Origin of the sequence: Trinickia mobilis, assembly GCF_017315705.1 — a bacterium.
GTDB lineage: Bacteria > Pseudomonadota > Gammaproteobacteria > Burkholderiales > Burkholderiaceae > Trinickia_A > Trinickia_A mobilis.
This window is the reverse complement of record NZ_JAFLRF010000001.1, coordinates 176,679-196,341: the sequence shown is the minus strand read 5'-3', so window position 1 is coordinate 196,341 and position 19,663 is coordinate 176,679. Positions and strand designations below refer to the sequence as shown.

Genomic DNA, 19,663 nt, shown 5'->3' with positions numbered 1-19,663 from the left:
CTGCAACCCGCCGCTCACTCCTGAAGAAACGCGCCGCCATCGGCGCGTTTTTCGTCCCGCTCGGCGTCCCGCTCTCCGAGGCGGCCGCGAGCGGCAGGCCCGCCGTCTGCGCGGGAAGCTGCGGGTGAATCTGCGGTGATCGGTATTAGCGGGACATGTGTGATCGGGCAAATCCGCTCACCCCCGCTCACCCCCGCGTCCCCCGCGCAATCTCATCCCCGGCATCAGCCGACAACCGCCGCGTGATCGGAATCGAACCGAACGGAAACAACCCGACCACGACGAACGCCGGCCAGAAATCCGACCACATGATGTGCGCGTGCCCATGCGCCGCGCGCGAGATTTGCAGCACGATCCCCGCGACCGTCACGCCGAGCCCGAGCGACATCTGCTGCACGACGCTGCCGAGGCTCGTCGCGCGGCCGGCGTCGCGGCTGTCGATATCGGCGTAGATCATCGAATTGAGGCTCGTGAATTGCAGCGCGGGGAAAAAGCCGCCGAACAGCACGATCACCCAGATCGCCCAGACCGGCATGCCCGGAATGAACATGCCGCAGGCGGCAATCGCGATGCCGGAAAAGACCGCGTTGTAGAGCAGCACGGTGCGAAAGCCGAAGCGGCGCAGCACGGTCGACGTGAGCGAGCGCATGAACATGCCGCCGAACGCCGACGCACACGTGATCGCGCCCGACTGGAACGCCGACATGCCAAGCCCTTCCTGCAGCGTGAGCGGCAACAGGAACGGCACGGCGCCGAGCCCGATGCGGAACATCGAGCCGCCGAGCACGCTGGCCCGATAGGTGGGAATGCGCAGGAACGCGAGGTCGAGGAGCGGACGTGCCGCGCGCTGCGCATACAGCACGTAGAGCACGAGCAACAGCGCGCCGACCACGCACAATTCGAACGCGGTGCGCGCCGGGACGAGCTCGCCGTCGATCAGCGACAACCCCAGCAGCAACGCCGACGCGCCGAACGCGGACAGCAAGAAGCCGATCCAGTCGAGCGGACCCGGATGAGGCTCGTGCGAATTGACGATGTACTTGTTGGTCAGGTAGATGCCGAGCACGCCGATCGGCACGTTGATGAAGAAGATCAGGCGCCAGTGCAGATAGGTGGTGATGAACCCGCCGAGCAGCGGCGCGACCGCGGGCGCCAGAAGTGCCGGCAGGCTCAGGTAGTTCATCGCGCGCACGAACTCGGCCTTCGGCACGACACGGAAAATGATGATGCGTCCCACCGGCACCATCATCGCGCCGCCCACGCCTTGGACGAAGCGCGCGATCGTGAAAGTGCCCAAGGAATTCGCAGCGGCGCACAGCAGCGAGCCGGCCACGAAGATGCCGATTGCCGTGCGGAAGATGGTGCGGGCGCCGAAGCGGTCGGCGAACCATCCGCACACCGGGATGAAAACGCCGAGCCCCATCACGTAACTGATGACCGCGATCTTGAGCGCGACCGGATCGCTGCCGAAATCGCGCGCCATCGAGGGGAGTGCCGTGACGATGATGTTGGCATCGCTGCTTTCCATGAACATCGCGCAGGCGACGATCAGGGGGACGATGAAAGCTTTGATGGCAAGCGGCATGGAAGACAGCGCGAGCGATGGCGGCGGCAAAGCGCAGATTATGCGCCTACTTCAATCACATTGGGGGCCGTTCACGACGCCCCCTTCACCGAAGACTCGCGAATCACGAGCCTCGGCGCGGGCGGCTCGTGCGCGAAAGGCTCCAGTTTGCCGCCGAGATGCGAGAAGAGCAGATCGACCGCCAGCGAGGATATGTCGTCCAGATGCAGATCGACCGCGGTGAGCGGCGGTTTGCAGCTGCGCGCACGCACGCCGTCGTAACGCGTGACGATCTTGATGTCATCGGGAATGCGCAATCCGCGCTCGCCGACCGCCCGCACGGCGCCGACAGCGAACGCGTCGACCGGCACGCAGAGCGCGTCGAGCCGCGGGTGCTGTTGCAGCAGACGCGCACAGGCATCGTGGCCGGCGTCTTCGCCGCCGGCCTCATCCGCTTGCGCGACGATCGGCTCGATGCCGTGCCGTGCGCAAAACGCGCGGTAGCTGCCGAGCGCGTCGAGGTATGAATTGCGCTGCTGGACCCCGACTACCAGTGCGATGTGCTCGGCGCCTTCATCGCGCAAGTGATTCAGCAGCAGCGTCGTGGTGGTCTCCGAGTGCAGGTCGACATAGGGCACGGTGTCGTCGCCGGGAAAGCGGCCGACGCAGACGACCGGCAACCCGCGGCTTTGCAGGTGCGCGAGGTTGGGATCGTCGCGGGTCGGTTCGATGACGATTGCGCCGTCGATGTCGAGCTGCTCGAGCGGCAGGCGCCCGGTCGTGAGCGGCGGAACGAGCACGAGCGCGAGCCCGCGTGTCAGTGCGGCGGCGGCGGCCACGGCGGCAACTTCCATCAGGAAGCCGAGCCGCGATGCGCCGCCTGCGATCTCGAACGGCATCGACGAGACCAGCGCGATCGTCCGTGCTTCTCCGGTGCGCAACCGCTGCGCGCGCACGTTGGGGCGGTAGCCGAGCTGTCGTGCGACCTGTTTCACGCGTTCGCGCGTGTGCGGGTCGACATAGCCTTTGTCGTTCAGCGCGTGGGAGACGGTGGTCCGCGACACGCCCGCTTCGCGCGCTACGTCGGCGATGGTCGGGCGGCGGGGAAGGGAGGGCGGCGTATCGATGGCGAAATCCCAAAGGCGTTCGATGAAGCCCGTTGGCGCGTCTCGCATGCGAGGCGGCTCGCCGGGCCGGCAAGAGCGTCAGCGTAGTGGCAGCGCCGCGGCCGCGCAAGCGGCGGACACGGCGGCTGAGGCAACGGGCCGTTCCGCGCAATCTTCACAAAAATGCGGGTAAACCTGATTCGCGGCACGCGGTTATTCCACTTGACGCAACAATTTGAATGCACGAATCTGTTTCCGAAATCGATTTGGGGAGCCCAATTTTTTTTGCCACGATCCCAAATCGATTTGGGGTCGAGCCGACCCCCTACCGTTTGCCGTTTCGATCCGCGCGACAGTCATCGCCTGCCGCGCAACAGAGGAGGTAGCCGCCATGTCGAGCCGTAGCCGTACCCCGCCGCATCCCGTCGACGAGCGCCTGCCGCTCGCCAAGCTGATCCTGTTCGGCATGCAGCATGTGCTGGTGGTCGCCGCGTCGCCGATTACAGCCGTGTTCCTGGTCGCCAAGGCGCTCGGCCTGGCCGGGCCGCTCACGATCGACCTGATCAGCGCGACGTTCCTTGTCTGCGGCCTCGGCACGCTGCTGCAGTCGTTCGGCCCGTGGCGGTTCGGTGCGCGGCTGCCGTTCGTGATGGTGCCCGGCGGCGCGCCGGTCGTGCTGTTCGTGATGATCGCGCAGCAGACCGACCTGCAGACCGCCGCCGGCGCCGTCGTGCTGACCGCACTCTGCTATGTGCTGCTGCTTCCGGTCTTCACGCGGTGCCTGCGCTTTTTCCCGCGCATCGTGATCGGCACGATGCTGATCCTGGTTGCGGCGAACCTGATCAAGATCTACGGCGTGGTGATCGTCGGGCGGCCCGGCAGCGCCGAGTTCGGCAGCCCGTTGAACATCGGCCTCGCGCTCGCGACGATTGCGTTTACGGTCGCCTTCGCCAAGCTGTTCAAGGGCGCGGCCGGACAGCTCGCCGTGCTGCTGGGTCTCCTTGCCGGCTCGGCGCTCGGCGCCGCGCTCGGGGCCATGCACTGCGGCGAGGTGTTCAGCGGCGCCGTCCTGACCGCGCCCGAGCTCCTGCCGTTCGGCATGCCGCACTTCAATCTCGTGGCTGCGCTGCCGCTTTTGATCTTCAGCATCATCTCGATGGCCGAGGCGACCGGGCAGACCATCGCGATTGCCGAAGTCGTCGGCCGCAAGATCGACGCGAGCGATGCAGTGCCGCGCACGATTCGCGGCGACGCGCTGATGTCGCTGATCGGCGGCTTGCTGGGCACGTCGCTGATCATCACGAGCAGCGAGAACATCGGCATCGTCGAAGCGACCGGCGTGCGCTCGCGCTTCGTCACCGCGACGGCCGGCGTGCTGCTCGTCGCGATTGCCGTGTGCGCGCCGCTCGGGCGGCTCGCGAATGCGATTCCGTCCGCGGTGGTCGGCGGCACGGCGCTGATCGTGTTTTCGATCATCGGCGTGATGGGCATCAGCCTGCTGCGGGACATCGACCTGCGCTCGCGCGCCAACATGTACACGCTCGCCTCGGCGATGACGATGGGCTTCCTGCCGATCGTCGTGCCCGGCATCTACGCCCGTTTTCCCGCCAATTTGCAGATCGTGCTGAACAACGGCCTTGCCATGGGCGCGCTGACGGCCGTGCTCGTCAACATCGTCTTTCATCACTTGAAGCTGAGCATGCGCCGGCCCGCGGCAGCGCCTGCCGGCGAAAGCGCAGCGGCGGCCGCCGCCGCGTGCGATGAGGAAGCGGCGCCTGCCGCACGCTAGGGCGATCGACACCCCTATTTCGTTCAAGAAACCTGTCACGGAGGAATCCATGTCCCTAACGACTTTCGCATCGCGCGAACCGTACGAGCCCGCGCCCGACGATTTCAGCGCCGCACCGATGCTGCTTGCGCCCGAGTACGTCCTGCTGGACGACGGTCCGGCGCAGGGCTATGGCGTCGTGATCGAGCGCGGCCGGTTCGCATGCGTCGACCGGCTCGAGGCCGTCGTCTCAAGGTATCCGCATCTGAGCGCCAAGCCTCTGCCCGGCAAGCTGTTGATGCCGGGCTTCGTCGATACGCATCACCACTTGACGCAATCGTTCGGCAAGGCGCTGGCGTTCGGCGAGCCGTCGGAAATCTATCGGCGCATCTGGGTGCCGCTCGAACGTTGCCTCGACGAGCGGCTGCTCTACATGAGCGCGAAGCTCGCCGCGCTCGAAGCGTTGCGCGGCGGTTTCACGACCGTTTGCGATGCGGGCACGCGCGCGGCGGGCGACGGCGCGCCGATTGCCGCGGCGACGCGCGACGCGGGCGTGCGCTGCGTGCTCGGGCTCGTCTGCAACAACGTGAGCGACGGCGCGGTCCAGATCGAGCGCGCGCAGATCGTGCGGCAGGCGAGCCAGCACCTGTCTCGTTGGGAGAGCGATCCGCTGGTGCGTCCATCGCTCGCGGTGTCGATTCCCGAGGCGGCGACCGACGACGTGCTGCGCGCCGTCGCGAACCTCTGCGGGGAAAGCGGCAGCGTGTTTCAGACGCATGCGAACGAGCACCTGGCGTCGGTCGAGCGCTCGCTCGTCAATCGCAAGCTGCGGCCGATCGAGCATCTCCATCACGCCGGGGCCCTTGGCGCCCAGACGCTGATCGCGCACGCGACGCTCGTCACGCCTCACGAGCTGTGCCTGCTGCGCGACACAGGCGCCGCCGTCGCGTACAACCCGGTCGCGAGCCAGTGGAAGGGCAACGCCGTGGCGCCCGCGATGCAGATGAGCGCGCTTGGGATCCGCGTCGGGCTCGGCACCGACGGCACCCGCAGCGACGCGTTTCGTCTCGTCGATGCCGCCGAAGCGTCGCAACGTCTCGCGTTCGGTCTCGCGACGGGCGACGCATCATGCGGCGGCGGACAGCTCTGGCTGCGGCATGCGCTCGGCGGATCGGCCGACGCGCTGCGCCTTGGCGCGACGATCGGCTCGATTGCGCCGCAGCATGCCGCGGATTTTCTGCTTGTCGATATCGACGTGCCGGAAATGAAGCCGTCGTGGGACCTCGAATGGGAACTCGTGCGGCTCGCGAACCGCGAGCAAATCGTCGGCGTGTTCGTCGCCGGGCGCTTGCGGCTCTGGCGCGGCTGGCCGCTCGATTGGGATGCCCGCGGCTGGTTGCGCGACATCGATGCGGCGGCCGCCGAAGTGGTTGCGCGTGCATCGATTACGCGCGTGCATCAGGGGGAGGCCGAGCGCATGCGCGATCTTCCGCTTGCGCGTCCGGCGGCGGGCCGGGCTGGCGAAGACGCATGGGCCGCCGCCGGCGGCGTCGCAAAGGAGGTGTCGCCGTGACGCTCGCCACGTTCCTGCTGCTGTTCTTCGTCGTCGTCGTTGCTGCGTTCGTGCAGGGTGCGGTGGGCGTCGGTTTCGCGCTGATCGCCGCTCCGGTGATCGGCCTCGTCGAGCCCGCATTGCTGCCGGCCGCGCTCTTGATCCTGATGGTGCCGCTCAACGTGTACGTGTCGTGGCGCGAACGGCCGTCGGTCGATTCGCACGGCACGCTTTGGATCTCGCTCGGCCGCATCGTCGGTGCGCTCGCCGGCGTCTGGATCGTGAGCCGGATTTCCGCGCATGACTTGAACCTGTTGATCGGGGTCTCGACGATCGCCGCCGCCGTGGTGACGCTGTGCGCGCCGTCGTTCGCGCCCGGGCGCAACGCGTTCGTCGTCGCGGGGGCGGTGACCGGCGTCACCGAGACCGCGACGGGCATCGGCGGCCCGGCGCTCGCCATGGTGTTCCAGCATCAGCGCGCGCCCGTGTTGCGCGCGACGATCGCGCTGTGTTTCGCCATCGGCGAGATCGTGTCGCTCGTGCTGCTGTGCGTCTCCGGCCACGTGCGCGCCGAGACGATTCTGCCCGCGCTCGCGCTGATACCCGGTGTCGCCGCTGGCGCGCTGGCGAGCCGCATCGCGCATCACCGTTTCGAAGGACCGGCGCTGCGCGTCGCCGTGATGGCGTTCGCGATCCTTTCCGGCGCACTGATTCTCTACCAGACGCTCCGATAACCCGCGTTGGCGATACCCGAAATTCCATTCGTCAATATCGTTAGGATGACAAAGTGAAAAGTAGAATTTGGCTGATGCCGCTGATGATGAGCGCCGCCGCGAACGCGGCATACGCGCAAAGCAATGTGACCTTGTACGGCAGCACGGACGCGGGCGTCGGGTACGTGAGCAATCTGCACGGCAGCTCGACGTTCATTGCGGAGCAGGGGACGTTTCAGGCAGACCGATGGGGGCTGACCGGCAGCGAAGACCTGGGCGGCGGCCGGAAGACGATTTTCAAGCTCGAAAGCGGCTTCTCGACCATCAACGGTTCGATGTCGAGTGCGGGCGTCCTCTTCAATCGGCAGGCGTTCGTGGGGCTGTCGGATAACGAGCTCGGCACCGTCACGCTGGGGCGCATGACCGACTGGCACTTCGAAATGCTGGGGCCGCTGTCGACCGGACAGGCACTCGGCGATTTCTCCGCGTTCCATCCCGGCAATGTTGACGGCCTCGGCAATACGGTGCCGGTCGAATGGTCGAGTGCGCTCAAGTATCGCAGCCCAGTGTGGTTCGGAGGCCTGAGCATCGGCGCGATGTACGGCTTTCCGGGCAGCACGGCCAGCAGCACCGCGGGACGCAGCTTCAGTTTCGGCGCGAACTACGCGAACGGCCCTTTGACGCTCGCCGCGGCGTACTCGCAGTACCACGATCGAACGCTCAATCTCGGCTCCGGTTTCGGGCTCACCCGCTTCGAAGGCGTGAACCTCGCGGGCGGCGCACCCTTCGTCGCGGACAGCGTGACGAACCTGGGCCTCGGCGGCAGCTACCAGCTCGGCCGGGTGCTGCTGCATGCCGTCGCGACGCAGGTGCGGATCGAGCGCCCGGGCGATGTGGAGCATTTTCGAGCTGTCGACGCAGGGGCGAATGTGCAGATCACGCCGGCGGAACAGATCGCTCTCGGAGGATGGACCGCGACGCTCAATGGACAACGCTGGACGCAACTCACGGTGGCCAACGTCTACTCCTTGTCCAAGGCGACTCAGCTCTACGTCGACGTGATGGTCGAGCGTGCTTCATCGAACGCGGTGGCGGACACGCTCGGCATCGGCGCTTCGTCGACGAATCGTCAAACGGCGATACTCGCGGGCCTCCACCACTTCTTCTGATCTTCGACGCTCGGCGCGCTTAAAAAAACGCCCTTGACACCGTCGAATCCGCGTCTACACTTAACCCAATGGTTAAGTATCAAGACTCCGCTCTGGACCGCACCTTCGCCGCGCTGGCCGACCCGACGCGCAGGGCGCTGCTCGCACAGCTCGTCGGCCGGCGCAGCATGTCGGTCAGCGAACTGGCGCAGCCGTTCGCGATGTCGCTGCCGGCGGTCATGAAGCATCTCGACGTGCTGTCCGACGCCGGGCTCATCGCCCGCACGAAAACCGGCCGCACGGTCGCGTGCGCGCTGACCGCCGGCCCGATGCAGGAAGCGCTCGACTGGCTTGCACGCTACGAACGGTTCTGGTCTGAACAACTCGATCGCCTGAGCGCATTCATCGAGGAGGATTCATGTCCGCCAAACCCAGCCTCACCCTCCAGCGCAGGCTCGACGCCGCCCCGCAAACCGTCTTCAGCGCGTGGACGGACCCGCAGAAGCTAGTGCGGTGGTGGGGGCCGGGCGAGATCGAGGCGTCGCTCGCCGAAGTGGATCTGCGCGTCGGCGGGCGCTTTCGGATCCTCATGCGCTCGCCCGACGGCGAGGATTACGACGTGAGCGGCGAATACCGCGAAGTGGTGCCGGACCAAAAGCTCGTGTTCACCTGGGCCTGGCGCAGCACGCCCGAGCGCCAATCGCTCGTGACGATCGTGTTCCGGCGCGAAGGCAGCGGCACGCTGCTCAGCCTCACGCACGAACAGTTCTTCGACGAAGCGGCGCGCGATCATCACCTTGCGGGGTGGATGAACCTGCTCGACAAGCTGCCGCAGTTTCTGGCCTTACCCTGAAGGAGAAATCATGAACGACCCCCAAGCTCACTATCGTTCGCTGCCCCCCGAGGGGGCCGATGCCTCCCTTGGGGCGGCCCGGCGGGAGGCATCGATGGAAACCCACGAAGTGGTCTCAAGCGAAGCATGGATCGCGGCGCGCAAGGCGCTGCTCAAGCGCGAAAAGGAACTGACGAGGGCGCGCGATGCGCTCGCTCAGCAGCGGCGCGAATTGCCGTGGGTCAAGCTCGACAAGACGTACGTGTTCGACGGCCCGAACGGCAAGGAAACGCTCGCGGATCTATTCGGGCAGCGCAGCCAGCTGATCGTTCAGCACTTCATGTTCGGTCCCGATTGGCAAGAAGGGTGCACGGGGTGCTCGTTCATGGCGGACCACCTCGAAGGCGTGCTCATGCATCTGAATCATCGCGACGTGTCGTTCGTGGCGATTTCGCGCGCCCCGCTTGCGAAGCTCGACGCGTACAAGAAGCGCATGAACTGGCACTTCAAATGGGTGTCGTCGCTCGCGACCGACTTCAACCAGGACTTCCACGTGTCGTTCACGCCGGAGACAATCGAGAACGGCCACGTCGTCTACAACTACGAAGCCTGCGACTTCGACGGCGACGAATATCCCGGCATCAGCGTCTTCTACAAGAACGAAGCCGGCGAGGTGTTCCATACGTACTCGACTTTCGCCCGCGGGACGGAGGCATTCATCGGCACGTACAGCTTCCTCGATCTCGTGCCGAAGGGACGCGAGGAAAACGGTCCGGGCCATAACCTGATGGACTGGGTGAAGCGCCACGACAGCTACGGCGACGCCGCAAGGGAGGCGTCGTAGAAGCGCGCCAAGTCGCGCTTCAATGCGTGCAGCGCCACGTCGTCGAGATAGATCATGTGGCCGGTGGGGTAGTACGTGATGCGGATGTTCGCGCGCAGCAACGGGTCGAGCTCCATGTGCGACAAGTCGTACTCGGTTGCGAAGAACGGCGTCGCGAGATCGAAATAGCCGTTCGCCGCGAGCACCTGCAAGCGCGGATTCTGCCGCATCGCTTGCGCGAGATCGCCGGCCGCATAGGGTTCGGTCAGTTCTTCGCCCCACCATTCGCGGTGCTTCCAGTTCCATTGCTTGAGCGCCGCTTCGTTGGAGACGCGGTAGCGATCCTGCGCGACGTAGTGCAGGTCGTGCGCGAGGTGCTGATGGAGCGCGGCGTCGAATGCGCTCGAGATGCCGCTCACCGACGCGTCGTCGTCGGGGCTGTCGGACGCGTCGTCGATATCGATGCCTTCGAAGCGGCCGTCGTAGCGGCCCACCGTGCGCGACTCGCCGCGCAGCAACTCCTTGCGAAAGCGCGACGGCCAGATGCGCAGGCGCGATGCCTTTACGAATCGGACATCGAGGCCCGTGTAGCGCGCCACTTGCTCGGCGACCGCGTCGCGTTCCGGGTCGCTGAGCGCGTCGCCTTTCGCGAGCGCCTGCGCGTAGGGGCCGGTTGCGAAGGCGCGGACTTCATCGAGAAAGCTCGGCAAATCGGCGGGCTTCGGGTCGAGCTTGCCGTGATACCACGCGATTGCGGCGTAGGTGGGCAGATAGCGCGGGTCGACGAGGTCGTAGCCGGGCGTATGCAGGCCCGAGTTGAGCACCGACGACAACAGCACGACGCCGTTAAGCGTCATGTTCTCTTGATCCAGCTTGTAGGCGAGCATCGCGGCGCGTGCCGTGCCGTACGATTCGCCGATCAGGAACTTCGGCGAGTTCCAGCGCTGGTTGACCGTCAAATAGCGCTCGATGAAATGCGCGAACGCGTTGAGATCTTCGTCGACGCCCCAGAACTGCTTGCCGGTCGCGTGGCCGACGGTCCTCGAAAAGCCGGTGCCGACTGCATCGACGAACACGAGATCGCTTTTGTCGAGCAGGCTGTCGGGGTTGTCGGCGAGGACGTAGGGCGCGGGCGGGGTCACGGCGGGGCTCGTGGTGCGCACGCGTTTCGGTCCTACCGAGCCGATCAAGAGAAAGACGCTGCCGGAGCCCGGCCCGCCGTTGAACAGAAACGTGACGGGGCGCTGCGCGGGCGTTTTCGTGTCCCGCAGTCCCCCAAGGGGACTTCCTTCGGGGCGGGGGACTTCCTTCGGGGCGCTGACGGTGTAGGCGACGTAGAAGACGCTGGCTTCAGGCTCGCCCGCGTTGTCGCGCAACAGCAGGTTGCCCGCAGTCGCGGTGTAGTCGAGCTTATGGCCGTCGATCCGGATCGAATGGCGCGTGACGCTCGACGTTTCGGGTGGAACGGGCACGGCTGCCGTCGCGGATGAATCCGCATGTGCGGGCACGGCTGCCGTCGCGGACGAATCTGCATGTGCGGGCACGGCTGCCGTCGCGGACGCATCCGCATGCGCGGCCAAGCTCGGGGATGAAGCCAGTGCGACGGCGATCGTGGCTGCCGACGCTGCAATGAAACCGTGCAGCGAGATTGCGAAGCGATAGCGCATAGTCGGTCCGATTGAGGTGCGGCGCCGCCGGGAGTGGCTCCGATTCTTCGCAAAGTCGCGTGTCAAGTCAATGATTTGAAGCAATCCTTTAAGATGTCGCGGATGGACCGTTCGTGCTGCGTCCGCGCGTTTTTCGCGGGCGTTCGCCGAACGGTTGTGATTGCAACGAACTCGCTTGAAGAATTGCCATGGCTGAAGAAAATCCCGCCGACATCGAACCGAACCATCGAAAGATCCAGCGCGTCGCGTCGACGGTCCTCTACGCGGCGCTCGTCTTGCTCGCCCTCTGGGTGATGCGCGACTTCATTCCGGCCGTGGCGTGGGCCGTCGTGATCGCGATCACGCTTTGGCCGCTCTTGGCGCGCTTCGAAGCGCTTTGCGGTTCGCACACCCGCACCACGCTCGTCGCGGTGACGGTGACCGCCGCGGTCGGGCTGCTCGTCGTGCTGCCGTTCGTGCTCGTGTTCGCGCAGGCCGTGAGCGAAGTGCGCGAGTTCGTCGCGTGGCTCAGAGTGATCGAGGCCAGCGGCATTCCGGTGCCGGACTTCGTCGCGCACTTGCCGCTCGGCTCGGCGCAGGTCGCGTCGTGGTGGCAGGACAACCTCGCGCTGCCGTTGCAGGGCTCGCCCGCGATGAAGGCGCTGCACGGCGGCACGGTCGTCACGCTCGGCCGGCACTTCGGCACGGTGGCGGCGCACGGGCTCGTCGTGTTCGTGTTCACGCTCGTCACGCTGTTCGTGATTTTCCAGGCCGGGCCGCAGTTGAGCAGCAATCTGCTCAAGGGCGCGCGCCGTGCCTTCGGCCCCCACGGCGCACTCCTTGCGGTGCGCATGGCGGCGGCCGTGCGCGGCACGGTCAGCGGTCTCGTGGTGGTCGGATTGGGGGAGGGTGCGCTCTTGGGCATCGCCTACCTCGCGAGCGGCGTGCCGCACGCCGCGGTGCTCGGCCTCTTGACCGCGATTGCGGCGATGCTGCCGTTCTGCGCGCCGCTGGTTTTTTGCGGCGCCGCTTTGTGGCTCTTCACGCAAGGCGCGACCGTCGCGGCGATCGGCGTGGTGGTGTTCGGTGTCGTCGTGGTCTTCGCCGCCGAGCATTTGGTGCGGCCGCTGTTGATCGGCGGATCGACGCGCCTGCCGTTTCTCCTGGTGCTGTTCGGCATCCTCGGGGGCGCGCAGACCTTCGGCTTCATCGGGCTTTTCATCGGCCCCGCGCTGATGACCGTGCTGACCGTGTTGTGGAGCGAGTGGGTGCGATAGGCGCGCGCCGCCAGCCGCGCGCCGCCGACGCTTACTTGCCGCTCCCCTTCACGCAATCGAGCGTGTACTTGAGCCCGGCACCGATCAGTCCGCGCCAGACATCCCAAGTGTGCCCGCCGCCGACGATCCGCAACGCCGCCGGATTGTTCGCCTGCCGCAGGTGCGTATACAGCGCGCCGGCTTCGGCCTGGATCACGAGGTCGTCGTCTCCAGCGGCGATGAAGAACGGCAGCCGCCACGGCCGGCTCAAATAGGCGCTCCATAGCGCCGGATAGTTGAGCTCGTGCCAGATGTGCGGATCGAATTGCCGGTCGCCGAATACGCCGACGTAGCGCGCAGCCGAGCTGAGCGGCGGCACGTCCGCATAGATCGCCGGGCTCAGCAGCAGCGCCGCGCAGAACTGGTCCGGCGCGAGCAGCGCATAGCGCAACGCGCCGAAGCCGCCCATCGAGACCCCGCCGATCGCGCGTCCGCTGCGCTGGTTCGAGACGGCGTAGTGCGTTTCGATCTCGGGCAGCAGGTCGTTGAAAAACGCCGTTTGCATCTTTTCCTTGCGATCCACATACCAATCGGTGCCGGCCTGCGGCATCACGATCACGACGGGCGGAATCTCCTTGCGCTCGATGAGCTGATCGACCGTCGCCTGCAACTGGCCCTGCGTGATCCAGTCGTTGGCGTCCCCGTGATTGCCGTGCAGCAGATAGAGCACCGGGTAGCGCGGGCCATCGATGCGATAGCCCGTCGGCAGGTAGATCGTGTACGACCATTCCCGGCCGAGTGCTTCCGAGCGGAACGAGCGCGCCGCAACGGTGCTCGCGAACGAAGGCGCTTGCGCAGTCACGCAGACGAGCACGGCAAGGAAATAGAGGAGGGTGCGCATGAGCGTCGAGAGTGGAGCGGGCCGCGGCAAAAGCGCTCGGGGGCCCAATGCTACCAGTGGCCAGGGATTGTTTTTCGCATGCACAGGCGCTGGCGGCGGCGCGCGCGTTTCGGGTTTCAACTGGTCTTGAACGCCAGCACGCGCGCGAGCGGCCCGTAGACCTTCGCCACGGCCAAGAGCGCGGCGATCGCGACGGCGTCGGCGGCGAGGCCGAGCGGCACGTCGAGCAGGCCGTCGGTCACCGTGTACAGGATGGAATCGACGATCAGCGAAATCGCCGTGCCGGCGATAAAGCAGAGCAGCCCCTTGCGGCCGACCGTGCCGATCCACGGCAGCCAAAGCGCGGCCTTCCTGGTCCAGCCGGCGCGGATCAGGTCCGCCGCGAGCCAGGCGATCGCGAGGAAATTCACGACGCGCAGCCACGCGAGGTTCGGCTTGAATTCGGGACGCAGCGCTGCGGGGATGCCGGACAGCTTGGCGACGCACAGCACCGCGATCAGCGAGAGCGCAGCCGCGCTGACGAGCGGCCCGTAGTGCGACGCGCTCACGCGCTGGTAGACCGGCTGGCAGCGCGCGAGCACGCCCAGCACGAACACGAGCTGCCACGCGAACGGGTTGAAGTCCCAATGCATGTCGCCGGCGGCGGGCAGGTAGGGGAGGATGCGGCTCGCTGCCGCCCACAGCACGACGCTGGCGGCGGCGAGCCGCCACGGCTCTTTGCGCGCGAGGGGCAACGCGAGCGGCACGGCCAGCGCGAAGCACGCGTACATCGGCAGCACCGACGCCAGATAGGGCTGGCGCCGCAGCAGCAGGATGTCGAAGAGCGTCTGGAACGGGGCGCTCGTGAGGCTGTCGAGATCGGCGTACGCGAGATTGGGCGCTTCGTCCATGCCCAGCGCGACCAGCGCCGCGCTGATCACGAGCATGAGGCCGGCGGTCACGAGAAACGCGCGGTAGATTTCGAGCGCGCGGCGCAGGAAGCGCTGGCGGGCGGCGGTTTCGTCGTGCTTTTCGGCTAGCGACAGATACGCGGTGGCGGTCGCATAGCCGCCGAGGAAGACGAAGACTTCGGCGGCGTCGCAGAACGCGTAGGTGTGCAGCGTGAAGCGCGACAGGATGCTGCCGCCGATGTGATCGACGACGATGACGAGGAGCACGAGTCCGCGCAGGAAGTCCAGTTCGACGAAGCGTTGTGATCTTTGCATAGTGTCTGAAACGGCCAGGCGCCAAGTCCCGCTCGATGAGCGGGACTTGGCGCCTGGCTGGGAATTGGCGTTGCGGGGCGGCGCCGGATCGAAACGGTTGGCGCCAAGCCGGCGGGGCAGACGAGGGGATCGACTGCGAGACAAGTCTGAGGGACCTGCCCGTCGAGTCAGGGTTCCGTCCCGGCTTGCGAAAATCTTTCGAAATTATTACCAAAATTGACGGGGTGCTGGATTCGGTTCGGCCTGGCGCGGCTCAACGTGCTTAAGAACTTTGTTGCAGGTCGAATTTGATACGTTATATCATCTCCGATCGGATACGTTATATCGTCTCTCGGGGTGGGGCATCGCGGTGCGGCCGAACGTGAAAGCAACTGCTTCGCGGCCGTCTCCTCGCGGGCGTCCCGAACGCCAAGCGGCAAGAGAATTTCCCACTACGCAGAACAAGAAAGATGAACCACCGCAAATTCATAGCGCGCGCGGCATGGCTGCTGTTTGCCCAGACGGCCTCGTTCCAGGCGTCGGCCGCAGCGGATGGCGTGCCGCTCACCGGCATCGTCACCGATCATGACGTCGCGCTCGAGAAGGGAAACGCGCTTGACGTGAACGTCGACGCGCAGCGCCTCGACCGTGCACGCAACGGTTTCCAGCCCGAGATCGGGGCGAGCGTGTATCGCATCACGCAGGCCGATATCGACGCGATGCCGCAGGGCGGGAACACCGCGCTGAATCAAGTGCTGCTGCAAGCGCCGGGCGTCGCGGACGATTCATACGGGCAGCTTCACGTGCGCGGCGACCACGCCGACCTGCAGTACCGGATCAACGGCATCATCATTCCCGAGCCGATCAGCGGCTTCGGCCAATCGTTCGATACGCGGATCATCGACCAGGTGAACCTCGTGACCGGCGCGCTGCCCGCGCAGTACGGCGACCGGACGGCGGGCATCGTCGACATCCGCACGAAAACGGGCGACCTCGGCAATGGCGGGTCGATCGACGTCTATGGCGGCAGTCATCAAACGCTGCAGACGAGCGCCGACGTGTTCGGTTCGCAAGGACCGTTGAGCTACTACTTCTCCGGTACGCTCGGTGAGAACAACCTCGGCATCGAGGCGCCGACTTCCGACGGCAGCCCGCTGCACGACCACACGCGGCAGGGCAACGGCTTCGGCTACATGTCGTACCTGATCGATCCGCTCACGCGCGTGAGCCTGATGTTCGGCACGTCGAGCAACCAGTTCCAGTTGCCGAATACGCCGGGCCTGCCGCCCCAATTCACGCTGGCCGGCACCCCGGCATTCGATTCCGCCGACCTCAACGAAACGCAGTCGGAACTGAACCAGTTCGCGGTGCTCGCGTTGCAGGGCACGAACGGCGGCGCGCTCGACTATCAGGTGGCGCTCTTCACGCGCTATTCGCGCACGCAGTTCAACCCCGATCCGATCGGGGACTTGATTTTCAACGGCGTCGCGTCGACGGATTTTCACAGCGACTGGGCGAACGGCGTGCAGGCGGACACCGTCTACCGCCTCAACGACAAGCACACGTTGCGCGCGGGCGTGATGGTCGAGCGGGAAGACGCGGTGTTCAACGACAGCGTCGCGGTCTTTCCCGTGGACGCCGGCGGCAACCAGACTTCCGATCAGCCGACCACGATCGCCGATTCGAGCAACAAGACCGGCTACCTGTACAGCGTCTATGTGCAGGACGAATGGAAGCTCGCCGACAAGCTGACGCTGAACTACGGCGTGCGCTACGACAAGATGAACGAGTATGTCGACGCGAGCCAGCTGAGCCCGCGCATCGGCCTCGTCTATCAGCCGACCAACGCGACGACGCTGCACGCGGGCTACGCGCGCTATTTCACGCCGCCCGCTTTCGAACTGGTATCCAATTCGCAGATCAACCTCTTCAACGGCACGACCAATCAAAGTGCGACGACGCAAAACGATCCGGTGAAGCCCGAGCGCGACCATTATTTCGATGTCGGGGTCGAGCAGCGGCTGACGCCGAACCTCACGGTCGGCCTCGACGCGTACTACAAGCAGGCGAGCGACCTGCTCGACCTCGGCCAGTTCGGCACCGCACTGATCTTCGCGCCGTTCAACTATCAGTACGGCCGCGTGTATGGCGTCGAATTCACGACGAGCTACAAGAAGGACAACGTCTCCGCCTACCTGAACATCGCGTACAGCAATGCGCAGGGCAAGAACGTCGAATCGGCGCAATACAATTTCACGCCGCAAGAGTTGAGCTACATCGCAAGCAACTGGGTGTACCTCGATCACGATCAGCGCGTGACGGCATCGTTCGGCGGCTCGTATACGTTCGGCAGGACCACGCTGACGGCCGACGGAACCGTGGGCAGCGGCCTGCGCAGCGGCTTTGCGAATACGGACAAGCTGCCGTGGTACGCGCAGATGAACCTCGCAGTCATCGAGCGTTTCGACGAGCCGATGATCGGCAAATTCTCGGCGCGTCTCGTGCTCGTCAATGCGTTCGACCGCGTCTACGAATTGCGCAACGGCTCCGGCATCGGGGTCCAGGCGCCGCAATACGGCCCGGAGCGCGCGATCTATGCGGGCATCACCAAGACCTTCTGATGCGCGGCGCACATCAACCCAGAGGAGAACACGCTTGAACGATTGGTCCAACCTCGCCGAAGCCGTCCGGCTCGGCGGCTGGGCGGTGTATCCGCTGACGCTGCTCTCGGTCGCCGCGCTTGCGATCACGCTTGACCGCGCGTATGCGTTCTGGCGCTTCGCTCGCGTGCCCGCCGGTCTTGCCGAAGCGATCGAAGCGGCCAGCGGCGGCGCACAGGATGCCGCCGCGAACGGCTTCGCGAGCGCGCTCGGGCGCTTGCCGGCGCAACACGCGTTGCGCCGCGTCGGCCGTCTGTTCGACGGCCGCGGCGCGCCGCTGTGGCGGCTCGAAACGAGGATCGAGTCTGCTGCCGCGCAGATCCGGCGCGACATGGGCCGCGGCTTGTGGCTGCTCGAGACCATCGTGACGGCGGCGCCGCTCGTCGGGCTGCTCGGCACGATCGTCGGCATGATGCAGTCGTTCAAGCTGATCGGCGGCGACGGGTTGGTGAATCCGACCGGCGTCACCGGGGGCGTCGCGCAGGCGCTCGTCGCGACCGCGATCGGGATCGTGATCGCCGTCGTCGCACTGTTCGCGTTCAACTTCTTCTCGCGCCGCATCGATGCGTTGACGGACGAGCTCGAATCGTTCGCGAATGCGCTTTTGGCCGACGTGCGCGTCGAGCAGGAACGCGGGAGCGCCGCCTCATGAAGCTGCGGCGTGCTCGCGCCACCCGGCGCGGACGCATCGAGATCATTCCGATGATCGATGTGATGTTCTTCCTGCTGGCGACGTTCATGCTGACGTCGCTTGCGATGCAGCGGCTTGACGCGGTCCGCGTGAATCTGCCGCAAGGTCAGGCCGAGCGAATGTCGCAGGACAAGCCGCTGACGCTCAGCGTCACCCGCACGAACCAGGTGTTCGTCAATCGGCAGGCGGTGCGGCTCGATCAGGTGACACAGGCCGTGGCGCATCGGTTGCAGCGTGACGGCACTATCGTCATTGCCGCCGACGACGGCGCGTCGCACGGCGTCGTCGTAGAGGCGATGCTCGCCGCGCGTCGGGCGGGCGCCACGCACTTCCTGATGGCCGTGCATCGTGAATAGCGGCTGGCAGCGTCTGCTGACCGCGGCGGACGCGCCGAGGGTTCGGCTCGCTTTCGCGTGCGTTATCGCGGTGGCGGGTTGGGCGCTGTTTCTCGCGCACTTCACGCCGCTTTTCGTGCCGGCCGATCGGCCGCTGCCCGTGCCTGAGACGATCGACATGAAGCTGGTCGAAATTGCGCCGCCTGAGCCAGCGCGGACGGTTTCCGCACAGCCGCAAGCGTCCGCCCCGGCCAGGGACCTGCTGCAGCGTCGCATACCGAAGCCGCAGCAGGTCCGGGTGACGCCGCCAGCGGCCCGCACCGAAGCGATCGACACCGCGAATAGGGCGAATAGCGCGAACGCACCGCAAACAAACGCGCTGCCGCCACGGGGCGAATCGCCCGCCGCGCCGGCACGCGAGGAGCCAACCGCCGAGGCGCCCGCAGCCGGCGGCAAAACGGCGGGCCGCAGCGCTTCGGACACTTCGCCGGCGTCGTCATCCGCCGGCACCGTGCAGGCGCGGCTGCTTTCCCAGCCGCTGCCCGTGCTGCCCGACGATTTGCGCGAGGACGCCTACCGGGCGGAAGCCGTCGCGCGCTTCGAGATTCATGCGGACGGCAGCACGGAGTTCGAACTGGTGAGGCCGACGCCGAATCCGCGGCTCAATCAGATCCTGCTCGAAGCGCTGCGCAAATGGCGCTTCTTTCCGGCACTGGAGAACGGCCGCCCGGTTGACAGCCAGCGGGACGTGCGCGTGCATTTCAACGTGAGCTGACACGCGCTCGGGGCCACGCCGATCAAGCGCGTGGCGATCGAGCGCCTGCATTCCGCCAATGCAAGGAGCGATAATCATCGGTAAAGTGCGGGCCCTGGCCGGTCTTTATCTCAAAATGTTGACGTGCGACGTGGCAAGCGGCTTTGGGGTGCCCGCGCACTGCAGCGATCACACAATGAAACGCACGCTATTTGCTCTCTTTATCGCGCTATTGCCTGCTATCTGCGCAGCCGCCGAGCTCGATGAACCGTTGAAATGCGGTGTCTCGGCACACGAGTTCATCGGCTCGCTGGAGCAGCAGTACCTGATCGACTCGACGCCGACCCGCGTCGAGCCGAATTCGATCAACGCGTTCCGGCCCACGAGCGGCGCGGACCTTACCGCATATGGATTCCACGTGTTTGCGGTGGTCGGATTTCAGAAGGACGACCCGATGTTCCGCACCGGCGACGGCAAGCCGATCGGCGACTCGGCGTACGGCGCCGTCGTGTTTGGCTGGATGGGCAGCGTGCAGAAGGCCGTGACGGAGGCACATAGCCCCGCGGTCGTCCATAAAGTCGCGCCGCATATAACCGCGATATTCTGCAATCCGGATTAAATAGGCTGCGTTAATGGCGGGCCGGTTAACTCGGTCATTGTTCTTAATGCAGCGGTTTTAATCGGCAAACGGCTGTAATGCCCTTTGGGTTTTCCTCGATTTTCTTCCGTT

Annotated in this window: 18 protein-coding genes; 13 read left to right on the top strand and 5 right to left on the bottom strand. The window is 65.9% G+C overall.

The window, feature by feature from the left end; translation table 11 throughout:
- Positions 1–187: 187 nt before the first annotated feature.
- Positions 188–1,585 (bottom strand): MFS transporter, encoded by a 1,398-nt coding sequence (locus tag J3489_RS00950; protein ID WP_206995278.1) that lies wholly within the window; start codon positions 1,583–1,585, stop codon positions 188–190.
- Between the two features lie 71 nt (positions 1,586–1,656).
- Positions 1,657–2,739, bottom strand: a complete 1,083-nt coding sequence (locus J3489_RS00945) for a LacI family DNA-binding transcriptional regulator (RefSeq protein WP_206995277.1) — start codon at positions 2,737–2,739, stop codon at positions 1,657–1,659.
- A gap of 322 nt (positions 2,740–3,061) precedes the next feature.
- Between J3489_RS00945 and J3489_RS00940 the strand changes: the two genes are divergently transcribed.
- From J3489_RS00940 to J3489_RS00910, 7 genes are all read left to right on the top strand, one after another.
- On the top strand, positions 3,062–4,459 hold the full coding sequence (locus J3489_RS00940) for a uracil-xanthine permease family protein (RefSeq protein WP_206995275.1): 1,398 nt from the start codon (positions 3,062–3,064) through the stop codon (positions 4,457–4,459).
- A 49-nt stretch (positions 4,460–4,508) separates the two neighbouring features.
- Positions 4,509–6,011 carry an amidohydrolase family protein gene (locus J3489_RS00935; protein WP_206995272.1) on the top strand — a complete coding sequence of 501 codons (1,503 nt, stop codon included), beginning with the start codon at positions 4,509–4,511 and terminating at the stop codon, positions 6,009–6,011.
- On the top strand, positions 6,008–6,724 hold the full coding sequence (locus J3489_RS00930) for a TSUP family transporter (RefSeq protein ID WP_309491307.1): 717 nt from the start codon (positions 6,008–6,010) through the stop codon (positions 6,722–6,724). Before J3489_RS00935 ends, J3489_RS00930 begins: the two co-directional genes overlap by 4 nt.
- Positions 6,725–6,777: 53 nt before the next feature.
- The gene (locus J3489_RS00925; protein ID WP_309491306.1) at positions 6,778–7,872 is read left to right on the top strand and encodes a porin; all 1,095 of its coding nucleotides are present in this window, start codon (positions 6,778–6,780) and stop codon (positions 7,870–7,872) included.
- 68 nt (positions 7,873–7,940) lie between these two features.
- Positions 7,941–8,360 carry an ArsR/SmtB family transcription factor gene (locus J3489_RS00920; protein ID WP_206995261.1) on the top strand — a complete coding sequence of 140 codons (420 nt, stop codon included), beginning with the start codon at positions 7,941–7,943 and terminating at the stop codon, positions 8,358–8,360.
- The gene (locus J3489_RS00915; protein ID WP_206995259.1) at positions 8,270–8,704 is read left to right on the top strand and encodes an SRPBCC family protein; all 435 of its coding nucleotides are present in this window, start codon (positions 8,270–8,272) and stop codon (positions 8,702–8,704) included. The genes J3489_RS00920 and J3489_RS00915 overlap by 91 nt, the downstream gene beginning before the upstream one ends.
- Before the next feature lie 10 nt (positions 8,705–8,714).
- Positions 8,715–9,527 carry a DUF899 domain-containing protein gene (locus tag J3489_RS00910; protein WP_309491305.1) on the top strand — a complete coding sequence of 271 codons (813 nt, stop codon included), beginning with the start codon at positions 8,715–8,717 and terminating at the stop codon, positions 9,525–9,527.
- Here J3489_RS00910 and J3489_RS00905 read toward each other — a convergent pair.
- Positions 9,497–11,173, bottom strand: a complete 1,677-nt coding sequence (locus tag J3489_RS00905; RefSeq protein WP_206995257.1) for a S10 family peptidase — start codon at positions 11,171–11,173, stop codon at positions 9,497–9,499. The genes J3489_RS00910 and J3489_RS00905 overlap by 31 nt on opposite strands.
- A 188-nt stretch (positions 11,174–11,361) precedes the next feature.
- On the opposite strand from J3489_RS00905, the gene J3489_RS00900 reads away from it, so the two are divergent.
- Entirely contained in the window at positions 11,362–12,429 is a 1,068-nt protein-coding gene (locus J3489_RS00900) for an AI-2E family transporter (protein WP_206995255.1), read from the top strand.
- Positions 12,430–12,460: 31 nt separating this feature from the next.
- Here the strand turns inward: J3489_RS00900 and J3489_RS00895 are convergent, their stop codons facing one another.
- Entirely contained in the window at positions 12,461–13,309 is an 849-nt protein-coding gene (locus J3489_RS00895; RefSeq protein ID WP_206995253.1) for an alpha/beta hydrolase, read from the bottom strand.
- Positions 13,310–13,425: 116 nt separating this feature from the next.
- Positions 13,426–14,514: an OpgC domain-containing protein gene (locus J3489_RS00890; protein ID WP_206995251.1), complete on the bottom strand. Its 1,089-nt coding sequence runs from the start codon at positions 14,512–14,514 to the stop codon at positions 13,426–13,428.
- 449 nt (positions 14,515–14,963) lie between these two features.
- Here J3489_RS00890 and J3489_RS00885 point away from each other — a divergent pair, with 449 nt between their 5' ends.
- From J3489_RS00885 to J3489_RS00865, 5 genes are all read left to right on the top strand, one after another.
- Entirely contained in the window at positions 14,964–17,114 is a 2,151-nt protein-coding gene (locus tag J3489_RS00885) for a TonB-dependent receptor (protein ID WP_206995248.1), read from the top strand.
- Between the two features lie 34 nt (positions 17,115–17,148).
- Positions 17,149–17,805, top strand: coding sequence for a MotA/TolQ/ExbB proton channel family protein (locus J3489_RS00880; protein WP_242539679.1), 657 nt, complete (start codon positions 17,149–17,151; stop codon positions 17,803–17,805).
- The gene (locus tag J3489_RS00875; RefSeq protein ID WP_206995244.1) at positions 17,802–18,200 is read left to right on the top strand and encodes an ExbD/TolR family protein; all 399 of its coding nucleotides are present in this window, start codon (positions 17,802–17,804) and stop codon (positions 18,198–18,200) included. The genes J3489_RS00880 and J3489_RS00875 overlap by 4 nt, the downstream gene beginning before the upstream one ends.
- A complete protein-coding gene (locus tag J3489_RS00870; RefSeq protein WP_206995242.1) occupies positions 18,193–18,954 on the top strand; it encodes a TonB family protein in 762 nt (253 codons plus the stop codon). The genes J3489_RS00875 and J3489_RS00870 overlap by 8 nt, the downstream gene beginning before the upstream one ends.
- A 175-nt stretch (positions 18,955–19,129) precedes the next feature.
- Positions 19,130–19,552: a hypothetical protein gene (locus tag J3489_RS00865; RefSeq protein ID WP_206995240.1), complete on the top strand. Its 423-nt coding sequence runs from the start codon at positions 19,130–19,132 to the stop codon at positions 19,550–19,552.
- Positions 19,553–19,663 lie beyond the last annotated feature (111 nt).

What these genes read in the sequence shown, in the direction of transcription:
- J3489_RS00900 (WP_206995255.1), top strand. Translation starts at nt 11,362, where the DNA reads ATGGCTGAAGAAAATCCCGCCGACATCGAACCGAACCATCGAAAGATC.
- J3489_RS00890 (WP_206995251.1), bottom strand. Translation starts at nt 14,514, where the DNA reads ATGCAAAGATCACAACGCTTCGTCGAACTGGACTTCCTGCGCGGACTC.
- J3489_RS00935 (WP_206995272.1), top strand. Translation starts at nt 4,509, where the DNA reads ATGTCCCTAACGACTTTCGCATCGCGCGAACCGTACGAGCCCGCGCCC.
- J3489_RS00945 (WP_206995277.1), bottom strand. Translation starts at nt 2,739, where the DNA reads ATGCGAGACGCGCCAACGGGCTTCATCGAACGCCTTTGGGATTTCGCC.
- J3489_RS00915 (WP_206995259.1), top strand. Translation starts at nt 8,270, where the DNA reads ATGTCCGCCAAACCCAGCCTCACCCTCCAGCGCAGGCTCGACGCCGCC.
- J3489_RS00875 (WP_206995244.1), top strand. Translation starts at nt 17,802, where the DNA reads ATGAAGCTGCGGCGTGCTCGCGCCACCCGGCGCGGACGCATCGAGATC.
- J3489_RS00895 (WP_206995253.1), bottom strand. Translation starts at nt 13,309, where the DNA reads ATGCGCACCCTCCTCTATTTCCTTGCCGTGCTCGTCTGCGTGACTGCG.
- J3489_RS00940 (WP_206995275.1), top strand. Translation starts at nt 3,062, where the DNA reads ATGTCGAGCCGTAGCCGTACCCCGCCGCATCCCGTCGACGAGCGCCTG.
- J3489_RS00865 (WP_206995240.1), top strand. Translation starts at nt 19,130, where the DNA reads ATGAAACGCACGCTATTTGCTCTCTTTATCGCGCTATTGCCTGCTATC.
- J3489_RS00885 (WP_206995248.1), top strand. Translation starts at nt 14,964, where the DNA reads ATGAACCACCGCAAATTCATAGCGCGCGCGGCATGGCTGCTGTTTGCC.
- J3489_RS00950 (WP_206995278.1), bottom strand. Translation starts at nt 1,585, where the DNA reads ATGCCGCTTGCCATCAAAGCTTTCATCGTCCCCCTGATCGTCGCCTGC.
- J3489_RS00905 (WP_206995257.1), bottom strand. Translation starts at nt 11,173, where the DNA reads ATGCGCTATCGCTTCGCAATCTCGCTGCACGGTTTCATTGCAGCGTCG.
- J3489_RS00910 (WP_309491305.1), top strand. Translation starts at nt 8,715, where the DNA reads ATGAACGACCCCCAAGCTCACTATCGTTCGCTGCCCCCCGAGGGGGCC.
- J3489_RS00920 (WP_206995261.1), top strand. Translation starts at nt 7,941, where the DNA reads ATGGTTAAGTATCAAGACTCCGCTCTGGACCGCACCTTCGCCGCGCTG.